Origin of the sequence: Pseudomonas putida (assembly GCF_028682455.1) — a bacterium.
Classification (GTDB): Bacteria; Pseudomonadota; Gammaproteobacteria; order Pseudomonadales; family Pseudomonadaceae; genus Aquipseudomonas; species Aquipseudomonas putida_AA.
Map to the genome: position 1 here is coordinate 986,549 of NZ_JANHLD010000002.1, position 22,045 is coordinate 1,008,593.

Genomic DNA, 22,045 nt, shown 5'->3' on the forward strand with positions numbered 1-22,045 from the left:
CGCGCTAGTCCTCGGCCTTCGGGAAATTGCGGCAACTCTTGCGCTCGGCCAGCTCTCTGTCACTGGGGCGCTGGTCGACGAACACGGCGTGGCCATCCTTGTAGATTTCCAGATAACCCCAGTGCAGGTCCTGCTCGCGCTGACCGGGCTTGGGCGGCTCGCGCCACCAGGGTTCTCGACTGATCAGGTCCATAGCGATGTACCAAGGCTGATGTGCCTTCACTATAGACCGCTCGCGGGGCAAGCCCGCTCCTACACGTTCTGTATCAGTAGGAGCGGGCTTGCCCCGCGATGGCGGTATCAGGCATGCACCCAGCGCCGATGCAGCCCACGCGCCAGTGCATCGAGCATGTAGCCGAGCACGCCAATCAGCAGCACCATGGCCATCAGCTCCGAGTAGGCCAGCCGGTCGCGGGTATCGAGGATGAAATAACCCAGCCCGGCACTCACCCCGAGCATCTCGCACGGCACCAGGACGATCCACAAAATGCCGATGGCCAGGCGCACGCCGGTCAACACATGCCCCAGCACCCCCGGGATGATCACCTTGCACAAGGTCTCCCAGCGCGTCGCGCTGAGGCTGCGGCTCAACTGCAACCAGCGCGGGTCGAGCTGACGCACGCCGGCGGCGGTGTTGAGCAATATCGGCCAGAGCGCCGCAAAGGCCAGCAGGAAGTAGATCGGCTGGTCCCCCACACCCATCAGCATCACTACCACCGGCATCCACGACAGTGGCGAAATCATCCGCAAGAACTGGAAGGCCGGTGTGGTCGCCGCTTCGAGGTGGCGGTAGCTGCCCACCAGCAAGCCCAACGGCACGCCGATCAGCAATGCCAGCAACAGGCCGATGAGGATGCGCTTGAGGCTCACCCACACATGCTCGTACACCTCTGTCTGGCCCAGCAGCTCGACCAGGCTGTTCAAGGTGGCCTGGGGCGAGAAGCGCGCCGACAGGCCATCGGCCTCGCCGAACAGGTGCACACCCAGCCACCACACCAGCAACAAGCCGAGCAAACCGGCAGCGCCCAGAGCGCCATGTACCACATGCTTGCCCATCAGATCGCGAACTCCTCGCTGCGCTCGAAGCTGTCCGGCAGGCCGAACGCCTTGAGCCCGCCCAGCGCCTCGATGCTGTTGCGTACAAAACGGTCATCGACCAGGTCGCGGGCAGTGTGCTGCGGGTCAAGCCCGGCCAGAAAACCCTTGTCGCCCTCGATCAGGGTGTTCTGCAGGCGGCGCACCAGCTCTTCGGTGTAGCTGGGGAACGGGTATGGCTGGAAGTCGATGCGCTTCTCGTCCCACTGCGCATGCTCGATCGCGCCGCTGGCGATATAGGCCGCGCGGTCGTCGGCAGACGGTGCCAGCACTTTGCTCAGCACCTGCGGGGTATGCGGGGTGTAGCGGTTGGGACCGGCCTTGGACAACAGCGCAGCGGCCTCGGCGCGATGATCGCGGGTCCATAGCTGGGCCTTGACGATGGCATTGACCACCTTCTGCGACCACTCCGGGCGGTTGTTCAAATCATGCTCGTGCATGAACACCACACAGCAGGCGTGGTTGCGCCAGATGTCACCGGTAAAGCGCTGCACCCGGCCCACTTTCAAGTCTTCGGCCAGGGCGTTGAAGGGTTCGGCCACGATGTAGCCGGCAATACGCTTGCTGGCCAGGGCGGGCGGCATGTCGGACGGCGGCAGCACCAGCAGGTTGACTTCGTTGGCGGCGATCTGCGCCGTGGCGGGTTTGGACACCGGTTGCAGGCCATGGTCGCGGAACAGTTGCTGCACCACCACATTGTGGATCGAGTACCAGAACGGAATCGCCACGGTCTGCCCGCCCAATTGCTTGACCTCGGTGATGCCCGGCGCCACGGTCAGGCCCGAGCCGCCCACATGGTTCCAGGCCACCACCTTGGCCGGGACCTTGCTGCCATAGCGTGCCCATACGGTCATCGGCGAAAGCAGGTGGATGACGTTGACCTGCCCGGAGATGAACGCCTCGATCACCTGCGCCCAGCTGCGCAGCAGCACCGGGCGCTCGGCCTTGATGCCTTCGGCCTCGAACAGGCCGTTGTTGTGGGCGACCAGCAGAGGGGTGGCGTCGGTGATCGGCAGGTAGCCGATCCGTACCGGCGCATCCGGTTCACTGGCGGCGCGCGCCTGCAGGCTGCTCAGCAGCGGCATGGCACCACCTGCCGTGAGCAAGGCGCTGAGTTTGATGAAGTCACGACGAGTGTGGGTGAAGTCGTCCAGGCACATGGGCAGTCTCCGACGGCAGCGGCAAAGGTTCAGGAGTGGGTTCGGTGCGGCTGGCCCGCCGAAGGGTTTTGAGGATGTCGATACGCAGCGCGCCCAGCTCCTCGACCCGCTGCTCGCGCGGGTGCGGCAGGTCGATGTGCCATTGGCCCAGGGTACGCGCCGGGTGGTTGCCCAGTAGCAGTACCCGGTCGGACAACAGCAAGGCTTCGTCGATATCGTGGGTAATCAGGACCGCCGCGGTGTTGTGCCGGGCGATCAGTTGCAACAGCAGTTGCTGCATGTCGGCGCGGGTGACTTCGTCCAGGGCACCGAAGGGCTCGTCGAGCAGCAGCACCTGGGGCTGGCGCGCCAGGCAGCGGGCCAGCGCGGTGCGCTGGGCCATGCCACCGGAGAGCTGCGCCGGGTACTGGTCGCGGGCGTGCTGCAGGCCCACCGCCTCGATGGCGTGGTCGATGCGGGCACGGCGCTCGGTGGCGCTCAGCTTGGGTTGACGGGCAAAGTCCAGGCCGAAGGCGACGTTGTTCTCAAGGTTCAGCCAGGGCAGCAGGCTGGGGTCCTGGAAGGCCACAGCCAGCCGCGGATGCGGCCCCTGCAGGGGCTCGCCAAGCAGGCTGACGCTGCCGGCGCGCGCCTGCTGCAACCCGGCCAGCACGCGCAGCAGGCTCGACTTGCCGACCCCGCTGGGGCCGAGGATGGTGATTACCTCCCCGGGCGCCAGTTGCAGGTCGAAGTCTTCCAGCACGCTTTGCCAGCCTTGTTCGCGCGGGTAGCCGAGGCCGATCCCGCGGGCTTCGAGCAACACCTCGGTCATGCTGCCGACGCCTGGCGGTGCAGCTCGGCGCGCAGTTGCACCAGGCTTGGGGTCACGATCGGCACAAAGGCCGACTCTCGCCAGCGCCTTGCAAAGCCTGCACCGAAGGCGGTGAGGTAAGCCTTGCCACCGCTGGCCTGCAGTTCCAGCTGCACGGCGTCGGCAGCGGTTTCGGCCAAGAGGATGCGCAACTTGAACAAGGCCGCAGGCTGCGCCAGGAAGCGCCCATCGAGCACGCCTTGCTTGAGTTCGTGCACGGTGTTCTGCAGACGCTCGTTCAGCACGTTCAAGGCCTCGGCCAGGAGCGAGCGAGCCCCTTGCAAGTGCCCCGCGACTTCGCTCAAGGAGCGCCGCGCCAAGCCAATCGCCATGCCGCACTGCAAGCCAAGAAACGCAGGACGTACCGCCGGCAGGAACTGCTTGGCGTTCTCGTGCAGCAGCCAGTCGCGACTCACCGCTACCTGTTCGAAGTTCAGCGCTGCAGTGTTGCTCGACTGCAGGCCCATCAGTTGCAGGTCGTCAGAGCGGGTCAGCCCGCCAGCGCTGTCGGGAATCGCCAGTACGAAAGGCGCGGCCCCCTCCTCGTCAATGGCCGCTGCCACCACAAAGCCGCCCTTGCGCAGGTTGGTCACCCAATACAGACGACCGTCAAGGTTCCAGCCCCCGGCGTCCGGGCTCGCCTTGACCTGCAGGGCCTCGATACCCGACAGGAATTTCATCGCGTTGGACAGGCCCGTGGCCCCCGCCAGCTCGCCGCTGAGCAATTGTGGCAACAGGCGCTCGCGCAAGGCAGCATTGGGGCTTTGCAGCAGGTATTCGATGAAGGCGCGCTGGCCCCAGAACACGAACGCCGCCGCCAGGGAATGGCTGGCCACCTGGGCCACGGTTTCGATCGCGTCGGCAACAGTGCCACCGCTACCGCCCAGGTTCTGGTCGATGCCGACGCGCAGCACCTGGGCCGACGCCAGTTGGCCGAGCACGGCCTGCGGGTCGCACTGACCCTGGTCGAGCGCTTCGGCCTGGGCGTCGAGCCACTGAGCGAATGCGGGATCGAGCATGGGTTTACTCCTTTAAAAATGCGCCAGTGAACACTGGCGCCGTTGTTTCGTTATGCCGAAGGCTGCCAGCGGTACTTGCTCAGCTCGTCATTGAGCGGGGTTTGGGCGAACACATTAGCAAAGTTGCACAGCGTCGCGAGGCTTACACCCAGAATCACTTCCAGTGCGTGCCCTTCGCTGTAGCCTGCTTCACGGAAGGCGTTGTAGCCGGCATCGCTGACGTTGCCACGGGTGGCGATCACTTCACGGGTGAACGCGGCCAGGGCCTCGAGTTTTTCCTGCGGCAGTTCGCCGCGTGCACGCAGGGCGTCGACCACCTCTTGCGGCAGCTTGGCCTTGTTCAGGGCGACGGCGGTATGACCGGCCACGCAGAAGTCGCAGCCATGGTTGGTGGCGGCGATCAGTTGCACCACTTCACGCTCGGCCAGGCTCAGCTCGGCTTTGCCGTTGAGGGCCGAAACCGTCACGTAGGTTTCCAGCGCCGCCGGGGCGTTGGCCAGTACGCCCAGCAGGTTGGGAATGAACCCGGAGTTCTTCTGGGCGTTTTCGAGGAACGGGCGAGCAGCCTCTGGGGCGCTTTGCAAGGTGTGTAGAGTGACGCGCGACATGGAGTGGACTCCTGCATACTAGGGTGTGCCGCAAGTCTGTTGGTTATAAGAAATACCTTCCATATTCTAGAGTCGCTATTACTTGCTTCTGAGTCTTTCCATTAGATGATTTCATCCAGCCCAGTTGTCGATTGGTTATTAGAAAGCCTTGAGCTAGACGCCACGCTGTTCCATGTGGGGCGATATTGCGGTGGCTGGCACGCCAGCACCCAGGGCCTGGCACGGGCCAGTTTCCACCTGATCGTGCAGGGTCATTGCTGGCTGCACATCGAGGGCCAACCAGAGGCCATTCCCCTGGAAACCGGTGACGCGGTGTTCCTGCTGCGCGACCTGCCCTATCGATTGTCGGATACCGCTGACAGCGAGCACGCCCGCACCCAGCCGCGCATGACCATGCTGCCCCTGGATGCCGACGCCAGCGATGGCGTGGGCCTGGTGTGCGGGTTCTTTCATTTTCATCCTGGCCTGTCGTCGCTGATCATCGAAGGCCTGGCCGAGTGGATCATCCTGCGCGCCGGCGACCCGGCCCTGAGCGCCGCCACCGCGCTGTTCGAGCTGATCCTTGCCGAATGCCAGCGCCAGCCCGCGCCCTCCTCGGCCTTGCTTGAGCGCTTGAGCCACTTGCTGTTTCTCTATGTGCTGCGCCAACAGGTCCAGGGCAACACCGACATGAACGGCCTGGTGGCCCTGGCCCGCCACCCGCAGTTCACCCCCTTGGTCGAACAACTGATCGCCCATCCCGAACACCCCTGGCCGCTGGAAAGCATGGCGGCCTGCACGGGGCTGTCACGCTCGGCCTTCTTCAAGCGCTTCAGCGAACTGGCCGGGCAATCACCGGGGCAAGTGCTGCTGGCGTTGCGCATGCGCCACGCCTGCCAGTTGCTCAAGGCCCACAACACGGTCGAGCAGGTGTGCGCCGCTGTCGGCTACCAGTCCATCGCCGCCTTCACTCGCGCCTTCAGCAAAGCCATGGGCGTGCAGCCCGGCGCCTACCGACGCCAGCATGAGGGGCGCTGACGCAATCATCGTGCGGTAATCGAACACAAGCGGATTTCGGCCCTCAAGTCCGCGTGCGGCAGCTCCGATAGCAGACCACCCGGTGCCGATTACCGGCACTGGGTGGCGCTGATAACAACTACAAAGGAGTACTGCCTGCATGTTCGCCGACTTGAAAATCCGCACCGGCATGTTCTGGGTGCTGTCGCTGTTCACCCTGACCTTGCTGTTTTCCACCCTCAGCGCCTGGTACGCGGCGGTGGGCAGCGACCAGCAGATCACTGAACTGGACCAGACCGCACACCAGTCCGACCGGTTGAACAACGCCCTGCTCATGGCGATCCGCGCCAGTGCCAATGTGTCGTCGGGTTTCATCGAGCAGAGCGGTGGCCATAGCGAAAGCGCCAACAAGCGCATGGCGATGTCCGAGCAGTTGATCGACAACAGCCGGGGGTTGTTCGCCGAACTGGTCGCCAACGCCCGGGAGCCTGCGTTCAACGCCCTGGCCGTGGACCTTCAGCGCACCTTCGATACCTACGCCCAGGCAGTGGCCGGCCAGCGCGAAGCGATGCGCCTGAACGACCTGCAGCGCTACTTTGGCGTCAACACCGCTGCCGGCAATGCCATGGCCCGCCTGCAGGCCTTGCGTCAGCAACTGGTGGCCGCGTTGAGCGAGCGCAGCCAGCAGATCATGCTCGAATCCGACCGTCGCCTGCAGGCTGCCAAGGTTCTGAGCGTCGCCCTGGTGGTGGTCACCCTGTTGCTGGCCGTGTTGTGCTGGGGGTTTATCGCCCGCCGGGTGTTGCGGCCTCTGTTGGAGGCCAGCGGGCATTTCCAGCGCTTTGCCCAGGACGACCTGAGCGTCACCGTACAAGTCACCACCCGCGACGAGATCGGCCAGCTGTTCGCCAACCTCGCCCACATGCAAAGAAGCCAGCGTGCCACCCTGGCCCAGTTCACCGCCTATGCCGCGCAAGTGGCCCAGGCGGCCCAGCTGCTCGACAACATCACCGAGCAGAGCACCCACAGCCTGCGCCAGCAGGACCAGGAGCTGGAACAGGCCGCCACCGCCGTCACCGAAATGACCACGGCAGTGGAAGAAGTGGCGCGCAACGCCGTGTCCACCTCGCAGGCGGCCAATGCCTCCAACCAACTGGCCGAGCAGAGCCGCCAGCAGGTCGGCGAGAACCTCGACGGTACTCGCGCCATGGCCAGTGACGTGCAGACCAGCAGTGAGCGCCTGCAGCAACTGGCCGGGCAGATTCGCGACATCGGCCAGGTACTGGAGGTGATTCGTTCGGTGTCGGAGCAAACCAACCTGCTGGCCCTCAATGCCGCAATCGAGGCTGCCCGCGCCGGCGAGGCCGGGCGAGGTTTTGCCGTGGTGGCCGACGAGGTACGCACCCTCGCCTACCGCACCCAGCAATCGACCCAGGAAATCGAACAGATGATCGCGGGCGTCAAGCAAGGGACCGAAGCGGCCGTGACCTCGATGCAATCGAGCACCCTGCGCGCCCAGTCGACCCTGGACATCACCCAGGCCTCGGGCCAGGTGCTCGAAGGCATCTATAGCGCCATTGGCGAAATCAACGAACGCAACCTGGTAATTGCCAGCGCTGCAGAAGAACAGGCCCAGGTGGCGCGCGAAGTGGACCGCAACCTACTGAACATCCGCGAACTGTCGAGCCGTTCGGCGTCGGGGGCGCAGCAAACCCGGGAAGCCAGCCAGGGGCTGTCACGGCTGGCGCAGGAGCTGACCGGGCTGGTGGGGCGATTCAGGGTCTGACCCTGACCGCGCTATGGGAGCGGGCTTGCCCCGCAATAGCCCTCAAACATCCACCAACACCTCGAACCCGCCAAAAATCATCCGCTGCCCATCAAAGGGCATCGGATTCTGGTCTGGCTGCAGACGCGGGTCCTCCATCACCTGCTTGAAGCCGGCATCGCGCTGCTCGCGCGAGGGCCAGAGAATCCAGGAAAACACCACCGTTTCATCCGGCTTGCACTTCACGGCCATGGGGAACGAAGTGACCTTGCCGTCCGGCACATCATCGCCCCAGCACTCGATGACCTTCAGGGCACCGGCCTCCTTGAACACCACCGCCGCCTTTTCGGCGTGCAGCTTGAACTGATCGCGGTTGGCGGTAGGAACTGCGAGTACAAAACCTTCTACGTAAGCCATGGTGATTACTCCTGCGTTGGGGGGTGGTCTGCCCAGTAGTCGATCTGCGGGCCTGGGAATCGACAAGGCTGCTCGATCGGCGACAAACGGCAGGGCTGGCTGTATCGGGTTTTACGCGGGGCAAGCCCGCTCCTACTCCGGCAATCCTGCCAATCGCAGCCCTTCGGCAAACCGCGCCAAGTCTTCGGGGCGCTGAATCGGCAACCACTCCTTGAGGGTCGACACGCGCATCGACGGGTCCAGCAGGCGCAGGCGCGCGGCGGCCTGTTGCGCCTTGTCCATCCGGCCACCGAGCGCATAGCTGGCCGCCGCCAGGGCAACCGGCGCCAGCAGGTTGGGCAGGTTGCCCAGGGCCTTTTCCGCCCAGGTGCAGGCGGCGTCGAAGTGCCCGGCAAAGAACTGCGCCAGGGCCATGCCGATCTGCATCCTGAACATTTCCGGGTCCAGCGGACTCAAGCGCACCGCATGGGTAAGGTCGGCGATGGCGGCATCGGTCTCACCCCGGAATGCCCGCAAAATTCCGCCCAGGTACCAGGCCGGTGCCAGGTTGGGGTTGAGCAGCCGCGCCCGGTCGAGCAAGGCAATGCCACCATCGACGTCACCGGCCAGGTGGGCCAGGGCATGCCCACCGCGCGTCAGCGCCACGGCATCATCCCGGCCGAGGGTCACCGCCAGGCGCGCCAGGCGCGTGCCTTCGGCAATCTCCAGCGCTCGCTCGTTCATCCAGCCATTCAACTTGCGCCAGAAGTGACACCAGGCAGCCATGCCGTAGGCCGAGGCGTACTCGGGGTCAAGCTCGACGGCCTTGTAGAACAGCGCCAGCGCCTGCTCGATGGCTTCGCGGGTGCCGTTGTGCAGTTTGGCAACGCCCTGCAGGTAGTAGTCGTAGGCGTCCAGGCTGTCGGTCGGCTTGCGCTTGGCCCGTTCGATTTCCGCCCGCTCCAGCTGGGGCGCAATGGCGCCCACCACACTTTCGGTGACCTGGTCCTGCAACTCGAAGATGTCATCGAGCAGGCCTTCGAAACGCTCGGCCCACAGGTGGGTACCGGTGGTGGCGTCAATCAGCTGCCCGGTGATGCGCACCTTGTTGCCGGCCTTGCGCACACTACCTTCAAGCACGTAGCGCACACCCAGTTCCTGGCCGACGTCGTGCGCGTCCACTGCCCGGCCCTTGTAGGTAAAGCTGGTATTGCGGGCAATCACGAACAGCCAGCGCAACCGCGACAGGGCCGCGATGATGTCTTCCACCACGCCGTCGGCGAAATAGTCCTGCTGCGCATCGCCGGAAAGGTTGTGAAACGGCAGCACGGTAATCGAAGGTTTGTCTGGCAGTGCCAGCACCATGGTCGGTGCCGGTGAGTCGAGGCCCGGCGGATCGCCCTCCTCGACCTTGATCTGGCCGACAAAACGATAGCCCTTGCGCGCGACGGTACGCACCAGGCGTTGCTCCTCGCCGGTATCGCCAATGGCCTTGCGCACCGCATTGATATGGCTGGTGATGGTCGATTCGGAAACGATCCGCTCGCCCCATACCGCCTTGAGCAACTCCTCCTTGCTCACCACACGCTCGCCATTGCTGACCAGTTGCAGGAGCAGGTCGAACACCTGGGGGCCGACCGCCACGGCCTGCCCACGCAGGGTCAGCTCCCGGCGCTGCTGGTCGAGCACGTAGTCTTCAAACACGAATTGCAAGGTGCGGATCCTTTGGTCGAGTGCTCTCGACTCCGTGTCCGAGCGGGTGTTGGTGGGTGTTTTCGATAATACGGCAGCCTGCCGGCCGCTGCACCGTCCGGCAAGGCTGCCAGTGAAATTGGACAGAAAACCAAGCGAGGCCGAAGACAAACCCAAGGCCCGCGCAAGGACTTCCCAGGCCCGGTGGCGCACGCTTTGTACATCGACAGCAATGGTTGCCGTCGGCACGCGGAGAAGCACCATGAAGATCGTCGTTATCGGAGGCACCGGCCTCATCGGTTCGAAACTTGTGAACACCCTTCGCCAGCGCGGCCACGACGCGCTCGCCGCCTCCCCCAATACCGGTGTGAACAGCATCACCCGTGAGGGGCTGGCCGAGGCGATGGATGGCGCCGACATTGTTGTAGACGTCGCCAACGCCCCCGCCTGGGACGACCAGGCCGTGCTGGAGTTCTTCGAAACCTCGACCCGCAACCTGCTGGCAGCCGAAGCCGCCGCCGGGGTTCGCCATCACGTGGCGCTGTCGATCGTCAGCTGCGAGCGGCAACCCGAGAACGGCTACTTTCGCGCCAAGGTCGCCCAGGAGAACCTGATCAAGGCCTCCGGCATGCCGTACAGCATCCTGCGCGCCACCCAGTTCTTCGAATTTGTCGGCGGCATCGCCGAGTCGGCCACCGTGGGTGACGAGGTCTATCTGTCGCCGGCGCTGATCCAGCCATTGGCCTCGGACGACGTGGTGGCGGCCCTGGCCGACGTGACCCTGGCCGCACCGCTCAACGGTACGGCAGAAGTCGCAGGCCCCGAGGCCATGCCGATGGACGAGTTGGTGCGCCGCTTCTTCCGCGCCACCGACGACAGCCGCAAGGTGATCCCGGACGTCCACGCCCGCTACTTCGGTTCCGAGCTCGACGATCAGTCGCTGACCCCGGGCAGCGGCAACCCGCGCCTTGGCGCAATCCGTTTCGAGGACTGGCTCGCGGCCCAGGCCGGACGCTGAGTTTACCCACCGACCTGAAAAGGAGTTTTGCCATGTTTAGCCGAATCGTACTTGCCGCTACCTTTGCGGCCTTGGCCGTCAGCACTGCCTGGGCCGCCGAACCGCAGCCGGGCAAGGTCACCGTGGTGTTCGACCGTGCCCTGCCCAATGTACCGGGCAAGAGCATGAAGGGTGTGCTGGTGGAATATGCCCCCGGTGGCGCCTCCCCCGCCCACCTGCATCCGAAATCGGCCTTCATCTATGCGACGGTGCTTGAAGGCGCGGTGCGCAGCAAGGTCGGCGACGCGCCTGAGAAGGTTTATCGGGCCGGGGAACACTTCGTCGAAGAGCCCGGTGCCTTCCACGCCGTCAGCGCCAACGCCAGCGCCACGGAACCTGCCCGGTTACTGGCGGTGTTCGTGCTCGACAGTAGCGAGAAGGAGCTGGTCAAGCCGGTCAAGCCCTGACCCCACCCGCCTTCGCCCTCGCCAGCCAAGGTTTGTCGAGGACGAAGGCCTTGCACAGGACACACGAACATGAACGCCCCCCCAAGCAGTGTCGACAACGGCCCCGGTGCCCAGGTGGTGCCTGCAACGCCAGGCCTGCGCAAGCGCAAGGCCGCCGGCCTGTTGCTGTGCGCCAGCGCCCTGGCGGTGCTGGCCGGTGGCTGGGCAGTGGCGTTCAGCGATGCCAGCACCTCGACCGACAACGCCTATGTACGCGGCGATGTCACCTCGCTTGCCGCCAAGGTAGCGGGCTATGTCACCACGGTGGAGGTCAGGGACAACCAGGCCGTGCGCGCCGGGGATGTGCTGTTTCGGATCGATGACCGCGACTACCGTGCGCACCTGGCCCAGGCCGAGGCCAATGTCAGTGCAGCCCAGGCGCGCTTGAGCCACATAGACGCGCAGATCCGGTTGCAGCATGCCCTGATTCGCCAGGCACAGGCGCAGCACCGTTCGGCCGCCGCCGACATGAACCTGGCCAGCAAGACTCATGACCGCAGCCGCAAGCTGATCGTCAGCAACGCGGTCAGCCAGGCCCTGGTCGACGAAACCGGTGCGGCACGCTCCAGGGCCCAGGCAAGCGTGTCGGCAACCTCGGCGTCAGTCGAGGCGCAGCAGCAGACCATTGCCGTGCGGGTGGCCCAGCGCGAGGCCGCCGTGGCCGCCGTGATGCAGGCAGAGGCCGCACGGGAGTTGGCCCGGATCGACCTGGACAGCACGGTAGTGCGGGCACCTGTGGATGGCATCGTCGGTAATCGCCAGGTGCGGGTCGGGCGCTACGTGACCACCGGCGTTGCCCTGCTCGACATCGTCCCGGTGCACGACGTGTGGGTAGTGGCCAACTTCAAGGAAACCCAGCTGGAACAGCTGCAGCCCGGGCAGCGTGTACGCATCACTGTCGATGGCTTCCCCGACGACGCACTGCAAGGGGTGGTCGACAGCTTCGCACCAGGGAGCGGTTCGGCCTTCAGTCTGCTGCCCACCGACAACGCCACCGGCAACTTCGTGCGGGTGGTACAGCGGGTACCGGTGAAGATCCGCCTTGCCAGCAATCCCCTGCCCGGACGCATCGTGCCGGGCCTCTCGGCGCGGGTCGAGGTAGCCCTTGGGGGTGGCTCGTGAACCGGGCGGGCAGCGTCCTGCTGCTCGCCGGTATCGTGCTCGCAGCGCTCACCGAAGCAATCGCCAGCACCGTGCTGGGGCTGGGCCGCGGCGACATCATCGGCGATACCTACGCAACACCCGATGAGTTTGCCTGGCTGGACATCGGCTACACGGCGTTCAAGCTGATCGGCTTCATGACCGCGCCCTGGTGGCTCCGGTGCTTCTATCCGCGCCAGGTCATCCTGGCGGCCACCCTGGTGATGGGCCTGGCATGCGCCATGGCTGCCCTGACCGCGCAACTGGAGATGCTGGTGGTGCTTCGTGCGGTACAAGGCCTTGCCGGTGCAACCGTGCTGGTGGGAGGACAGGCCATCATCTTTCGCACCTATGCCCGCGCCCACCAGCCGGTGCTCCAAGCCCTGTTCGCCATGGGCGCCGTTGTCGCCCCCGCCACCCTGGCACCCGCCCTGCAAGGATGGTTACTCGATAGCCAGTCGTGGGCCTGGATCTTCTTCAGTGTGGTGCCCCTTGCCTTGATGGCCGCCGGACTGCTCCTGCTCGCCGACCGGACCGTGCCCAGCGCTCGCCGCGCCCGGCCTTTTGACTGGATCGGCTGTGCATTGATGTCCACCGCCCTGCTTTGCATTACCTACGTACTCAGCCAGGGCAGCCGCTGGGACTGGTTCGAAGCGCCGCACATCCTCTGGCTGGCAATGATCGGCTCAGCTGCCTTGCTGGCGTTTCTTGGCCAGCAGTTGCTGGCCGGTGATAAGCGGTTGTTCGACTTCACCCTGTTCAGATCCACTGATTTTGCGTTCGCTTTTATTGTCAGTTTTGTTGCCGGTGCCGCCCTGTTTGGCAGCGCGTACCTGATCCCGGCATTCGCCCTCTCGGTGCTCGCGTTCACCCCCACCGATGCCGGCCTGTTGCTGTTGCCCAGCGGTGCGGTATTTTGCGCCGGGCTGCTGGTGTCGGCCTACCTGTTTCAGGCACGCCGGGTGGCGCCGTTCGCCACCGTGCCCTTTGGCATCCTGATGATCATGCTGGCGATGTGGATGTTGTCGGGCTCGACCAGCGAAAGTGGCAGCGACGACATGATGGCAGCCGTTCTGTGGCGTGGCCTGGGCCTGGGGTTCCTGTTCCTGTCGATCACGTTGATTGCGTTCAGCGACCTCTCCCGTCGACACCTGGCGAACGGCATTGGCCTGTTCAATACCGGGCGACAGCTGGGTGGCTTGATGGGCGTGGCGGGGTTACAGACGCTGATCGACCATGGTGCCGTCGACAATGCCGTGGTCCTGGGCACCCACGTCACCCCCGGTGGCGCTGCCCTGATCGAGCGCCTGGCAACCACGACCGCCCTGCTCGCCGGCAAAGGCATGGATGCGGCGGCTGCGGGCCGGGCTGCGACCAGCCTGTTGGGACGGGTGGTGTCGGGTCAATCGCTGGTGATCGCCTTCGACACCGCATTTGTCGCGGTTGCCCTGCTGTTTGCGGTGGCGGCTCCGGTGCTGGTGATGATCAAGATCATGTTTGCAAGACACGCCAAGGCTACAGCCCCAGGTCACCCATAGCCGCGCTTTGCGCTATTGTCGTGTGCCAGGACCTTCCCCTTGCACAGGAGTGCCCATGACATTGACCGCCGATGCACTTGTCAGCATTGCCATGACCAACCCGATCAACGCCGAGATCCTTGCCCGCCTGCCTGCCCTTGGGGTGAATCAGTGCCTGCTCACCGCGGGTTGCCTGTTCCAGGCGGTGTGGAACCACCAGGCACAGCAGGATCCTGGCTGGGGCATCAAGGACTACGACGTGTTCTACTTCGACCCGGACCTGTCCTGGGAAGCCGAGGATGAGGTGATCCAGCGCGCCGGGCGGCTTTTCCATGACCTTGGGGCAAATGTCGAGGTACGTAATCAGGCACGGGTACACCTGTGGTATGGAGAACGGTTCGGCAGGCCTTACCCGCAGCTGCAGTCGGCCAGGGACGGAGTCGACCGCTACCTGATTGCCGGGACCTGCATTGCCCTGGACCCAACCACCGGCGAAGTCCATGCGCCTTTCGGCCTGGAGGATGTGGCGCACGGATTGCTGCGGATCAACCCCAACAACCCGCAACCGGACCTGTTCGCCGCCAAGGCCGGCAGCTACCAATCCCGCTGGCCCTGGCTGCAGCGCGTGTAGGTGCGGGCTTGCCCCGCGATACGATCCATAGCCCCCGACCCCACCCCTACAAGCAACTCAAGGAAGCCCCATGAGCGCAAAAGGCAAAGACCGCCAGATCGACAACATCGAGTTCAATGTCGGCGACATCAGCCGCAGCAAAACCTTTTACGGCCATGCATTCGGTTGGCACTTCGTTGACTACGGCCCGAGCTACACCGAGTTCAGCGACGGTCGGCTCACCGGCGGCTTCACCACGGGCGAACCCGTTCGCCCCGGCGGCCCGCTGGTGATCCTCTACGCCGATGACCTGGAGCAGACCCAATCCAGGCTCAGGGCGGCGGGCGCCATCATCAGCCGCGAGACCTTCTCGTTCCCGGGCGGGCGGCGTTTTCACTTCATCGACCCGGATGGCTATGAACTGGCCGTATGGTCGTCGAGCAACCCGGTGGATTGATCGGTGAGAGGCCCTTGCAGCACGTGTGCAATCGCAGGTGCCATCGCGGGGCAAGCCGACACCCCCGAGTGGATATCTACTCAAACCTGATTATGCTTCAGCATGTGTTCACAATCTGCGCGATCAGTAGTCCAGACATCAGCCCCAGGGCCTGGGTGCGGCACTATCGATGAGGTGCTCCGGCCTACAAGAACAAGACGGAGAAGACTCATGGCGGCAATCGACAACACAACTTCAGGCAGCGCCCCCAAACGCGGGATCACGCGGGAGGAGCGCAAGGTCATTTTTGCCTCCTCCCTGGGGACCGTGTTCGAGTGGTACGACTTTTACCTCTACGGCTCCCTCGCTGCGATCATCGCCAAGCACTTTTTCGCCGGCGTGAATGAAACCACCTCCTTCATCTTCGCCCTCCTGGCCTTCGCCGCAGGCTTTGCCGTTCGCCCCTTCGGCGCCATCGTGTTCGGCCGCCTGGGTGACATGATCGGACGCAAGTACACCTTTCTGATCACCATTGTGATCATGGGTGTCTCCACCGCCATTGTCGGCCTGCTGCCCAGCTACGCCACCATCGGGGTAGCGGCGCCGATCATCCTGATCTCCCTGCGGCTGCTGCAAGGCCTGGCGCTGGGCGGTGAGTACGGCGGCGCCGCCACCTATGTGGCCGAGCATGCACCGCAAGGCAAGCGCGGCTACTTCACCTCATGGATTCAGACCACCGCGACCCTTGGGCTGTTTCTGTCGCTGCTGGTGATCCTGGCGTGCCGCACCATCCTGGGCACTGAAGCCTTCGAGGCCTGGGGCTGGCGGATTCCATTCCTGCTGTCGATCCTGCTGCTGATTGTCTCGGTATACATCCGCCTGCAACTGAGCGAATCGCCGGTGTTCCAGAAAATGAAAGCCGAAGGCAAGGCCTCCAAGGCACCGCTGACCGAATCCTTTGCCCGCTGGGATAACCTCAAGATCGTGATCATGGCCCTGCTCGGCGGCACGGCAGGCCAGGCGGTGGTCTGGTACACCGGGCAGTTCTACGCGCTGTTCTTCCTGCTACAGACGCTCAAGATCGAACCGCAAACCGCCAACTTGCTGATTGCAGGCTCGCTGTTGATCGGCACGCCGTTCTTTATCCTGTTCGGCAGCCTGTCCGACCGCATCGGCCGCAAGGGCATCATCATGGCCGGTTGCATCCTCGCCGCCCTCACCTACTTCCCGATCTTCCATGCGCTGACCCAGTACGGTAACCCCGACGTGTTCACTGCCCAGGAGAAGAACCCGGTCACGGTAATTGCCGATCCCAGCCAGTGCTCGTTCCAGTTCGACCCGGTGGGCAAGGCCAAATTCACCAGCTCCTGCGACCTGGCCAAGAGCGTGCTGGCCAAACGGGCCATTCCCTACGAAAACCAGAAGGCTGAACCGGGCACCGTCGCGCAGATACGCATTGGCGAGAACGTGATCCAGAGCTTCGAGGGCACCGGCATGCCGGCCGCCGACTTCAAGGTCCAGAATGATGCCTTCGCCGTTACCCTGGGCACGGCGCTGAAGAATGCCGGCTACCCCGAAAAGGCCGACCCGGCCAAGACCAACTACCCCATGGTGCTGTTGCTGCTGACCATCCTGGTAATCTACGTGACCATGGTGTACGGCCCGATTGCCGCGTGGCTGGTGGAGCTGTTCCCGACCCGTATCCGCTACACCTCGATGTCACTGCCCTACCACATCGGCAACGGCTGGTTCGGAGGCTTTCTGCCGACGGTGGCATTTGCCATGGTGGCGGCGACCGGGGATATCTACTACGGGCTGTGGTACCCCATCGTCATCGCGGTGATGACGGCCATCCTGGGCACCTTCTTCCTGCCGGAAACCAAGGACCGCGAGATCAATCAGATCTGAACCAGCGGCCTGATCGCGGGGCCCGCTCCCACCGAGAGTGAATATGGGAGCGGGCTTGCCCAGTGATGCAAGGCTACCGACTACTGATACCCTCGCCAGTACGCCTCGACCCGCCACAACGGCTGGCCATCGAGCGCAACACGAATGCCATCGATCACAGCCTGGTACTGGCCGGCATCGAACTTCGACCAACGCTGCTTGCGTGCAACGGACCAGATTTTGCGCAAACCACCCACATCACCCTGATAGAGCTCATCGAGCAGCAGTGCATCAATCGGCGGGTGCAGCGCCTGCACATGCGGATGCAACTCCTGGCCCCCACACACAAAAGCACCCTTGAGATACACGTTGATCAGTTTGGCTGCCACGCCATGGCCGAAGCCACTGAGCCCCTTGGCCGCGGCAACTTCAATGGCCGTCGTGCACCAGCGGGCATGGACGATATCGATCTGGCCAGGCTCCGGCAAAAGCAACGGATCGGCCAGCAACTGGTGCAGGCCCACCGCTTCAATAATCGTCTTGCCCGTCATCACATCGAAGCGGCAGGTCTTGGTACTGGCGGCACGGCTCGCCGCCCAGGCCGCGTAGCGGTGTTTGTGTTCGGCGATGTGGTACGTGTGCAGCGCCATCTCAGTAACCTCCCTGAATATGCATGAGGTGCAACAGGTGCTCGACGATTTTCCCAGGCGAGACATCCGATTCCGCACCCGGCCGGATGGCCTGGGGCGCAGGGATGCCCCGGTAGAAAGTACCCTGCAGACGAGGCAGCGCACCTGCCCGAGGGTGCCTGGCGGTAGTGCAAGGTGCTGTCCTCGAGAGCAGCAGGCACAGGATCACCTTCTCGCGCAGGCTGCCCCGTGGGCGCTTGTCGCCAGCACGGGCCATGGCTTCGAACAGTTTGTGCATGTAGCACGAGAGGTGGAACACATCGTCCTCGGCCAGGGCATGCGCCCGGCTGATGGCAACATCGACCCGGCAGGAAAAGCGGCTGTGCTTTTCGATTTGCAGTCGTGCCCGTTCAGGGTGCAGGTAATTGCCGGCAGCCTCGATGACGTCGGCTTGCACACCCTGCACCACGAACTCGAAGCGTTGCTGGCCTTGGTCGTCGTCTTCGCGAGGCTGGCTGCGGTACAGCTCGATAGGCGCCGGTGCAGGCCTTTTGTCTGCCTTGCCTGGAACTTCCTGCAACTGCACATCGAGCGTGAAGCCCAACATATCCAGGTGAGACAGGGCCTGGCCGATAATTTCGCCAATACGCCGGCGGTAGTCGCGATTGAACTGCCCCTGGTGCTCGAAAAAAGCCCCTTCGACTTCGTGGATGTCCCAGAGGATTTCGTGCAAGTGCTCACAGGTTTCGAAGTACCAGAAGCTGAGCTGTGCAGGCAGTTCGCGGGACCATGGCTGCACCGGCATGGCTGCGCTCGCCTGCTCGCCACGCAACGCCTCGAGTTCGGCCTGCAGTTGCTCGATCTGTTGTTGGTAGCCTTTGACGGTGGTTCGATGCTGCTTTTCCTGAGCCTTGAGGCTCTTGGCCAGGTCAGCGGTAGCAGACAATCGACTGAGCTGGGTCTGCCCCGGCGTCGCCACAAAACTGGCCACCGGTACCCGCGCCCCCTGCCCCAGCAACTGGTCGCACCATTTGGCGAAGGTCATGCCTTGCGCAGCCTTCGAAGAAACGGGTCCCTTCAGCGCCCGGTCCAACTGGGCCTCTTGCAACGCGGAGAAATCCGCCAGCACGCCATACTTGTTCAGCACACTCAGCTGTGCCGCCCTGGCCTTGTTCTCTGCACTCAACGCCTGCTCTCCATGACCACCCCACGGCACGCACTCGCCTGCCGTCCATTGGGCGAGAGCATGCCAGCAGGCAAGGCAAAGTGCCAGCAGGGATCAATGACCTTTGCCAGCGTCAGCTGAAGGCGTTGATGAACCAGGTAATCAGCGGCAGCGCGACGATGTCGATCAGCACCGCGCCACACAGCGGTACGATGATGAAGGCCTTATAGGAGAACACCTTGTAGTGGTCACAGATGGCGCCCATGTTGGCCACCGCGTTCGGCGTGGCGCCCAGGCCATGGCCCATGTAGCCAGCGCACAGCACCGCCGCGTCGTAGTTGCCGCCGAACAGGCGGAACAGCACGAAGATACACAGCAACACCATGATCACTACCTGCACCACCAGGATCACCAGCAGCGGCAGGCCGAGTTGTTCCAGCTCCCAGAACTTGAGGCTCATCATCGCCATCGTCAGGAACATGCCCAGGCTGATGTCCCCCAGGGTACTGACCGCGTTGTCGGGAATCTCGATCACCCGGGCGCGGTCGTTGAGGTTACGCAGGATAATGGCGACGAACATCGCACCAACGTACACCGGCAGGACGATGCCCAGGTGCGCCTTCAAGGCATCGCCGATCCAGAAGCCCAGCACCATGATCACCAGCATGCAGGTCAGCAGGCGCAGCAACACCGGGGCGTCGAGGGTGACGCTCGGCGACTCGTTGGCTTTTTCCAGGGCTTGCAGGGTGTCGACCTTGTCGGCCTGTACCACCAGCTTCTTGCGGTCGATCAGGTAGCGCGCCACCGGGCTGCCGAGCAGGCCGCCAGCAACCATGCCGAAGGTCGCCGAGGCCAGGGCCGCCGTAGTCGCTCCCACCGTACCCAGGTTTTCGGCGATCGGCCCGAACGCGGCCGCCGCACCAAAGCCCCCTTCCAGCGACACGGCACCGGCCATGATGCCCAGCAACGGGTCGATGCCCAGCGCCTTGGCCATGCCGACACCCACCAGATTCTGCAACAGGGCCAGGCCCCAGCAAGCGCCCAGGTAGATGAACAGGATCTTGCCACCCTGGCGCAGCAGGCCCAGGCTGCCGCCAAGGCCGACGGTGGTGAAGAACGCCACCATCAGCGGCGTTTGCATCGCGGTATCGAGCTTGATGTCCAGCAGTTGCTGGTCACGCAGCAGCCATACCGCCAGGGCGAAGCCGAAGCCGCCAATCACCGGCGCCGGTACACAGAGTTGGCGCAGCCAGTAGCTGTGTTTTTTCAGTTGTGAGCCCATCGCCAGCAGCAGGAGCGCCAGGGCAACGGTAGTCAGTGCATCGAGTTGCAATGTCAGCATGGTTAAGCACTCTTGTTTTTATACTTGGATTAGTGATGTAAGCGGCTCAGTCGACCAGGCTTGCCAGCAGCCGCGCGCCGATCCGCGCGGTGCGGTTGTCCTGGTCCAGGCCCGGGTTGAGTTCAGCGATATCGGCCATGCGCAACTTGCCACTGGCCTTGGCGCGCCTGGCCAGATGTTCGACCACCATCAGGTCGACACCGTGGGCCGACGGCGCGCTGACCCCCGGGGCCTGGCTTGCCGGCAACACGTCCAGGCACAGCGTCATGTACAGGTGGTCGATGCCGTCGAGAAATTCGTCGACGAAGGCTTCGATGGCAACGATGTTCCAGGGCTGCATTTGTCGATCCAGGCAATAGCGCACGTTCAAGCGCGCCGCCTGGTCGAACAGGGCCTGGGTATTGTTCAGCTCGCTCACCCCCAGGCAGCAGTAGTCGAAGCTCATGCCCGCCGCTTGGCAGTATTCGGCGATCTGCCGGAACGGCGTGCCGGAACTGCTTTGCTCGGCATGGCGCAAGTCGAAGTGGGCATCGAAGTTGAGGATGCCGATGCGTGGCGCCGGGTGCTGGCTGCGCAAGTGCTGGGCGAGGCCGAGGAAACTGGCATAGGCAATTTCGTGACCGCCACCCAGGCCCAGGGGCAAATGGCCCTGTTCGAGCAGTTGGCTGACGCGCTTGGCATAGGCCAGTTGCGCGCCCTCCAGGTCAGTCCCGATACAGACAACGTCGCCGCTGTCATAGAGGGGGCGCTGGCCACGCCAGGCCAGGTTGGCCAGGGCCTTGCGCAGGGCCGGAGGCCCCTGGCGCGCACCACTGCGGCCCTGGTTGCGGGTAACGCCCTCGTCACAGGCCAGCCCGACCAGCGTTGTGCCGGGTGGTTGCGCGCGGCTGTAGGCTTGCACCCACTGGTGCCAGCGCAGCGCCAACGATCCTTCGCCAGCATCGATACGGCCCTGCCAGAGAGGCATGGCAAGATTTGCAGTCATGCGGGGTACTCCAGGTTGATTCAGTCCAGCCGCGCACCTACGCGCAGGGCGACCTCACGGGTCCAGCGAGTCAGGCGCTCGCTGTTGTGCTCGGCGCGAAACGCCGGGGCCATCAGGCTGATCGCCCCATGCAGGCGGTCACGGCTGTCGAGGACCGGGGCGCTGACACCCCAGATACCGTCGTCGATTTCGCTCAGGCTCACGGCGTAGCCCTGGGCGCGAATGGGGATGAAGCTCTGGCGATACCGCTCGTAACCCTCGGCATCCACGCCATGCTCATGAAGGATCGCCTGGCAGCGCTCGGGCTCCATGTGTGCCAGCAGCACCCGCGCCGAGGCGCCGACCAACAGCGGCTGGGCCAGGCCCTTCTGGTAGCAGCAACGCAGTGGCTGCACGCTGTCGAACAATTCGATGCAAATGGCCTGGCCGTTACTTGGCACCATCAACGCCACGCTTTCCTGGCTGAGCTCTGCCAGGCGCTTGAGCTCGGGCTGGGCGAGCGACACCAACAGCGCCTGGCGATCGAACTTCTTCGCCAACTGCAGGCAGGCAGGCCCTGGCAGATAGCGACCGTGGCCGTTGTCCTCGGCCAGCCCCCAGCGCAGCAACGTCTTCAGATGCCGGTAGGTGCTACTCAAGGGTTGCGCCAACTGCAGGCTCAATTCCTTGGCCGACAAGGCTTCATTGGCCTGGCCAAGGGCAACGAGAATCTGCAGCAGGCGATCGGTCGGGGTGGTGTAGTTCATGTGTGCTCCTTGCGAACATGGTGCACAGAGTTTTCCCAGGGAGTGAAACAGGATTCCCACTGAGTGGGAATTTTATTGATTAAAGTCGACGGAGGGTGTGCTGGCACACCTGGACAAGAGGCCGCAGACGAATGGCTGCGGCGCAGGGGTATCAATCCTTGCCGAATACCGGCCGGAAGAACGAACGCTCGTAGCTGAGGATGCACCGGGTGTCCTGGGCGTACTGGAATGCCGCAATGCATTCAGGATCGTTCATGGAGTCCTGGCGATAGCGCTCGTACTCGGCAAGGCTTGGAAAGGTGAACATTGCCAGGGCAATGTTGTTGGCGCCTTCGCTGGGCAGGAAGTAACCGTGGTGCTGGCCGCCAAAGCGCTCCACCAAGGGGATCCACAGTTTGCCGTAGTGTTCGAACTCGACGAGTTTGCAAGGGTCCAGGACGTAGCGTAGATAGCAGGTGACCATAGGCGTGCTTCCTTGTTAGTGGAGGGTTGCAAACGCCTATC

23 protein-coding genes are annotated in these 22,045 nt (G+C 64.0%); 9 read left to right on the top strand and 14 right to left on the bottom strand.

Annotation, left to right across the window (positions count from 1 at the left end; translation table 11 throughout):
* Positions 1-4: 4 nt before the first annotated feature.
* The 6 genes from NPS58_RS15010 to NPS58_RS15035 all read right to left on the bottom strand — a co-directional run bounded on the left by NPS58_RS15010 (position 5) and on the right by NPS58_RS15035 (position 4,732).
* Positions 5-193, bottom strand: coding sequence for a hypothetical protein (locus NPS58_RS15010; protein ID WP_274116139.1), 189 nt, complete (start codon positions 191-193; stop codon positions 5-7).
* Positions 194-300: 107 nt separating this feature from the next.
* On the bottom strand, positions 301-1,056 hold the full coding sequence (locus NPS58_RS15015; RefSeq protein ID WP_274116140.1) for an ABC transporter permease: 756 nt from the start codon (positions 1,054-1,056) through the stop codon (positions 301-303).
* The gene (locus NPS58_RS15020; RefSeq protein WP_274116141.1) at positions 1,056-2,255 is read right to left on the bottom strand and encodes an ABC transporter substrate-binding protein; all 1,200 of its coding nucleotides are present in this window, start codon (positions 2,253-2,255) and stop codon (positions 1,056-1,058) included. The genes NPS58_RS15015 and NPS58_RS15020 overlap by 1 nt, the downstream gene beginning before the upstream one ends.
* Positions 2,221-3,066 carry an ABC transporter ATP-binding protein gene (locus NPS58_RS15025; protein WP_274116142.1) on the bottom strand — a complete coding sequence of 282 codons (846 nt, stop codon included), beginning with the start codon at positions 3,064-3,066 and terminating at the stop codon, positions 2,221-2,223. Before NPS58_RS15025 ends, NPS58_RS15020 begins: the two co-directional genes overlap by 35 nt.
* Entirely contained in the window at positions 3,063-4,124 is a 1,062-nt protein-coding gene (locus tag NPS58_RS15030) for an acyl-CoA dehydrogenase family protein (protein WP_274116143.1), read from the bottom strand. Before NPS58_RS15030 ends, NPS58_RS15025 begins: the two co-directional genes overlap by 4 nt.
* Before the next feature lie 50 nt (positions 4,125-4,174).
* The gene (locus NPS58_RS15035) at positions 4,175-4,732 is read right to left on the bottom strand and encodes a carboxymuconolactone decarboxylase family protein (RefSeq protein WP_274116144.1); all 558 of its coding nucleotides are present in this window, start codon (positions 4,730-4,732) and stop codon (positions 4,175-4,177) included.
* Between the two features lie 105 nt (positions 4,733-4,837).
* On the opposite strand from NPS58_RS15035, the gene NPS58_RS15040 reads away from it, so the two are divergent.
* A complete protein-coding gene (locus NPS58_RS15040) occupies positions 4,838-5,749 on the top strand; it encodes an AraC family transcriptional regulator (RefSeq protein WP_274116145.1) in 912 nt (303 codons plus the stop codon).
* Positions 5,750-5,888: 139 nt separating this feature from the next.
* Positions 5,889-7,514 (top strand): methyl-accepting chemotaxis protein, encoded by a 1,626-nt coding sequence (locus tag NPS58_RS15045; protein WP_274116146.1) that lies wholly within the window; start codon positions 5,889-5,891, stop codon positions 7,512-7,514.
* 42 nt (positions 7,515-7,556) lie between these two features.
* Here the strand turns inward: NPS58_RS15045 and NPS58_RS15050 are convergent, their stop codons facing one another.
* Together NPS58_RS15050 and NPS58_RS15055 are read right to left on the bottom strand one after the other, a co-directional pair.
* The gene (locus NPS58_RS15050; protein ID WP_274116147.1) at positions 7,557-7,910 is read right to left on the bottom strand and encodes a DUF1428 domain-containing protein; all 354 of its coding nucleotides are present in this window, start codon (positions 7,908-7,910) and stop codon (positions 7,557-7,559) included.
* A gap of 132 nt (positions 7,911-8,042) precedes the next feature.
* The gene (locus tag NPS58_RS15055; protein ID WP_274116148.1) at positions 8,043-9,602 is read right to left on the bottom strand and encodes a winged helix-turn-helix domain-containing tetratricopeptide repeat protein; all 1,560 of its coding nucleotides are present in this window, start codon (positions 9,600-9,602) and stop codon (positions 8,043-8,045) included.
* Between the two features lie 241 nt (positions 9,603-9,843).
* Here NPS58_RS15055 and NPS58_RS15060 point away from each other — a divergent pair, with 241 nt between their 5' ends.
* From NPS58_RS15060 to NPS58_RS15090, 7 genes are all read left to right on the top strand, one after another.
* A complete protein-coding gene (locus NPS58_RS15060; RefSeq protein WP_274116149.1) occupies positions 9,844-10,599 on the top strand; it encodes an SDR family oxidoreductase in 756 nt (251 codons plus the stop codon).
* 32 nt (positions 10,600-10,631) lie between these two features.
* Positions 10,632-11,045, top strand: a complete 414-nt coding sequence (locus NPS58_RS15065) for a cupin domain-containing protein (protein WP_274116150.1) — start codon at positions 10,632-10,634, stop codon at positions 11,043-11,045.
* Between the two features lie 69 nt (positions 11,046-11,114).
* Positions 11,115-12,206, top strand: a complete 1,092-nt coding sequence (locus tag NPS58_RS15070; protein WP_274116151.1) for an HlyD family secretion protein — start codon at positions 11,115-11,117, stop codon at positions 12,204-12,206.
* Positions 12,203-13,762: an MFS transporter gene (locus NPS58_RS15075; RefSeq protein ID WP_274116152.1), complete on the top strand. Its 1,560-nt coding sequence runs from the start codon at positions 12,203-12,205 to the stop codon at positions 13,760-13,762. The genes NPS58_RS15070 and NPS58_RS15075 overlap by 4 nt, the downstream gene beginning before the upstream one ends.
* A gap of 55 nt (positions 13,763-13,817) precedes the next feature.
* A complete protein-coding gene (locus NPS58_RS15080; RefSeq protein ID WP_274116153.1) occupies positions 13,818-14,372 on the top strand; it encodes a nucleotidyltransferase family protein in 555 nt (184 codons plus the stop codon).
* A gap of 70 nt (positions 14,373-14,442) precedes the next feature.
* Entirely contained in the window at positions 14,443-14,808 is a 366-nt protein-coding gene (locus NPS58_RS15085) for a VOC family protein (RefSeq protein ID WP_274116154.1), read from the top strand.
* A 210-nt stretch (positions 14,809-15,018) separates the two neighbouring features.
* Positions 15,019-16,695: an MFS transporter gene (locus NPS58_RS15090; RefSeq protein ID WP_274116155.1), complete on the top strand. Its 1,677-nt coding sequence runs from the start codon at positions 15,019-15,021 to the stop codon at positions 16,693-16,695.
* Between the two features lie 80 nt (positions 16,696-16,775).
* Here NPS58_RS15090 and NPS58_RS15095 read toward each other — a convergent pair whose 3' ends face one another.
* From NPS58_RS15095 to NPS58_RS15120, 6 genes are all read right to left on the bottom strand, one after another.
* Positions 16,776-17,324, bottom strand: a complete 549-nt coding sequence (locus NPS58_RS15095) for a hypothetical protein (protein WP_274116156.1) — start codon at positions 17,322-17,324, stop codon at positions 16,776-16,778.
* A 1-nt stretch (position 17,325) separates the two neighbouring features.
* Complete coding sequence (locus NPS58_RS15100; RefSeq protein ID WP_274116157.1) at positions 17,326-18,489, bottom strand: hypothetical protein; 1,164 nt, start codon at positions 18,487-18,489, stop codon at positions 17,326-17,328.
* A 112-nt stretch (positions 18,490-18,601) separates the two neighbouring features.
* On the bottom strand, positions 18,602-19,810 hold the full coding sequence (gltS, locus tag NPS58_RS15105; RefSeq protein WP_274116158.1) for a sodium/glutamate symporter: 1,209 nt from the start codon (positions 19,808-19,810) through the stop codon (positions 18,602-18,604).
* Positions 19,811-19,856: 46 nt separating this feature from the next.
* A complete protein-coding gene (gene hutG / locus NPS58_RS15110) occupies positions 19,857-20,795 on the bottom strand; it encodes a formimidoylglutamase (protein ID WP_274116159.1) in 939 nt (312 codons plus the stop codon).
* Positions 20,796-20,815: 20 nt separating this feature from the next.
* On the bottom strand, positions 20,816-21,541 hold the full coding sequence (locus NPS58_RS15115; protein ID WP_274116160.1) for an IclR family transcriptional regulator: 726 nt from the start codon (positions 21,539-21,541) through the stop codon (positions 20,816-20,818).
* 151 nt (positions 21,542-21,692) lie between these two features.
* Positions 21,693-22,004 (bottom strand): NIPSNAP family protein, encoded by a 312-nt coding sequence (locus NPS58_RS15120; RefSeq protein WP_274116161.1) that lies wholly within the window; start codon positions 22,002-22,004, stop codon positions 21,693-21,695.
* Positions 22,005-22,045 lie beyond the last annotated feature (41 nt).

Coding starts and splice junctions, on each gene's coding strand:
- NPS58_RS15010 (WP_274116139.1), bottom strand. CDS start 193: ATGGACCTGATCAGTCGAGAACCCTGGTGGCGCGAGCCGCCCAAGCCC.
- NPS58_RS15015 (WP_274116140.1), bottom strand. CDS start 1,056: ATGGGCAAGCATGTGGTACATGGCGCTCTGGGCGCTGCCGGTTTGCTC.
- NPS58_RS15020 (WP_274116141.1), bottom strand. CDS start 2,255: ATGTGCCTGGACGACTTCACCCACACTCGTCGTGACTTCATCAAACTC.
- NPS58_RS15025 (WP_274116142.1), bottom strand. CDS start 3,066: ATGACCGAGGTGTTGCTCGAAGCCCGCGGGATCGGCCTCGGCTACCCG.
- NPS58_RS15030 (WP_274116143.1), bottom strand. CDS start 4,124: ATGCTCGATCCCGCATTCGCTCAGTGGCTCGACGCCCAGGCCGAAGCG.
- NPS58_RS15035 (WP_274116144.1), bottom strand. CDS start 4,732: ATGTCGCGCGTCACTCTACACACCTTGCAAAGCGCCCCAGAGGCTGCT.
- NPS58_RS15040 (WP_274116145.1), top strand. CDS start 4,838: ATGATTTCATCCAGCCCAGTTGTCGATTGGTTATTAGAAAGCCTTGAG.
- NPS58_RS15045 (WP_274116146.1), top strand. CDS start 5,889: ATGTTCGCCGACTTGAAAATCCGCACCGGCATGTTCTGGGTGCTGTCG.
- NPS58_RS15050 (WP_274116147.1), bottom strand. CDS start 7,910: ATGGCTTACGTAGAAGGTTTTGTACTCGCAGTTCCTACCGCCAACCGC.
- NPS58_RS15060 (WP_274116149.1), top strand. CDS start 9,844: ATGAAGATCGTCGTTATCGGAGGCACCGGCCTCATCGGTTCGAAACTT.
- NPS58_RS15065 (WP_274116150.1), top strand. CDS start 10,632: ATGTTTAGCCGAATCGTACTTGCCGCTACCTTTGCGGCCTTGGCCGTC.
- NPS58_RS15070 (WP_274116151.1), top strand. CDS start 11,115: ATGAACGCCCCCCCAAGCAGTGTCGACAACGGCCCCGGTGCCCAGGTG.
- NPS58_RS15080 (WP_274116153.1), top strand. CDS start 13,818: ATGACATTGACCGCCGATGCACTTGTCAGCATTGCCATGACCAACCCG.
- NPS58_RS15085 (WP_274116154.1), top strand. CDS start 14,443: ATGAGCGCAAAAGGCAAAGACCGCCAGATCGACAACATCGAGTTCAAT.
- NPS58_RS15090 (WP_274116155.1), top strand. CDS start 15,019: ATGGCGGCAATCGACAACACAACTTCAGGCAGCGCCCCCAAACGCGGG.
- NPS58_RS15095 (WP_274116156.1), bottom strand. CDS start 17,324: ATGGCGCTGCACACGTACCACATCGCCGAACACAAACACCGCTACGCG.
- gltS (WP_274116158.1), bottom strand. CDS start 19,810: ATGCTGACATTGCAACTCGATGCACTGACTACCGTTGCCCTGGCGCTC.
- hutG (WP_274116159.1), bottom strand. CDS start 20,795: ATGACTGCAAATCTTGCCATGCCTCTCTGGCAGGGCCGTATCGATGCT.
- NPS58_RS15115 (WP_274116160.1), bottom strand. CDS start 21,541: ATGAACTACACCACCCCGACCGATCGCCTGCTGCAGATTCTCGTTGCC.
- NPS58_RS15120 (WP_274116161.1), bottom strand. CDS start 22,004: ATGGTCACCTGCTATCTACGCTACGTCCTGGACCCTTGCAAACTCGTC.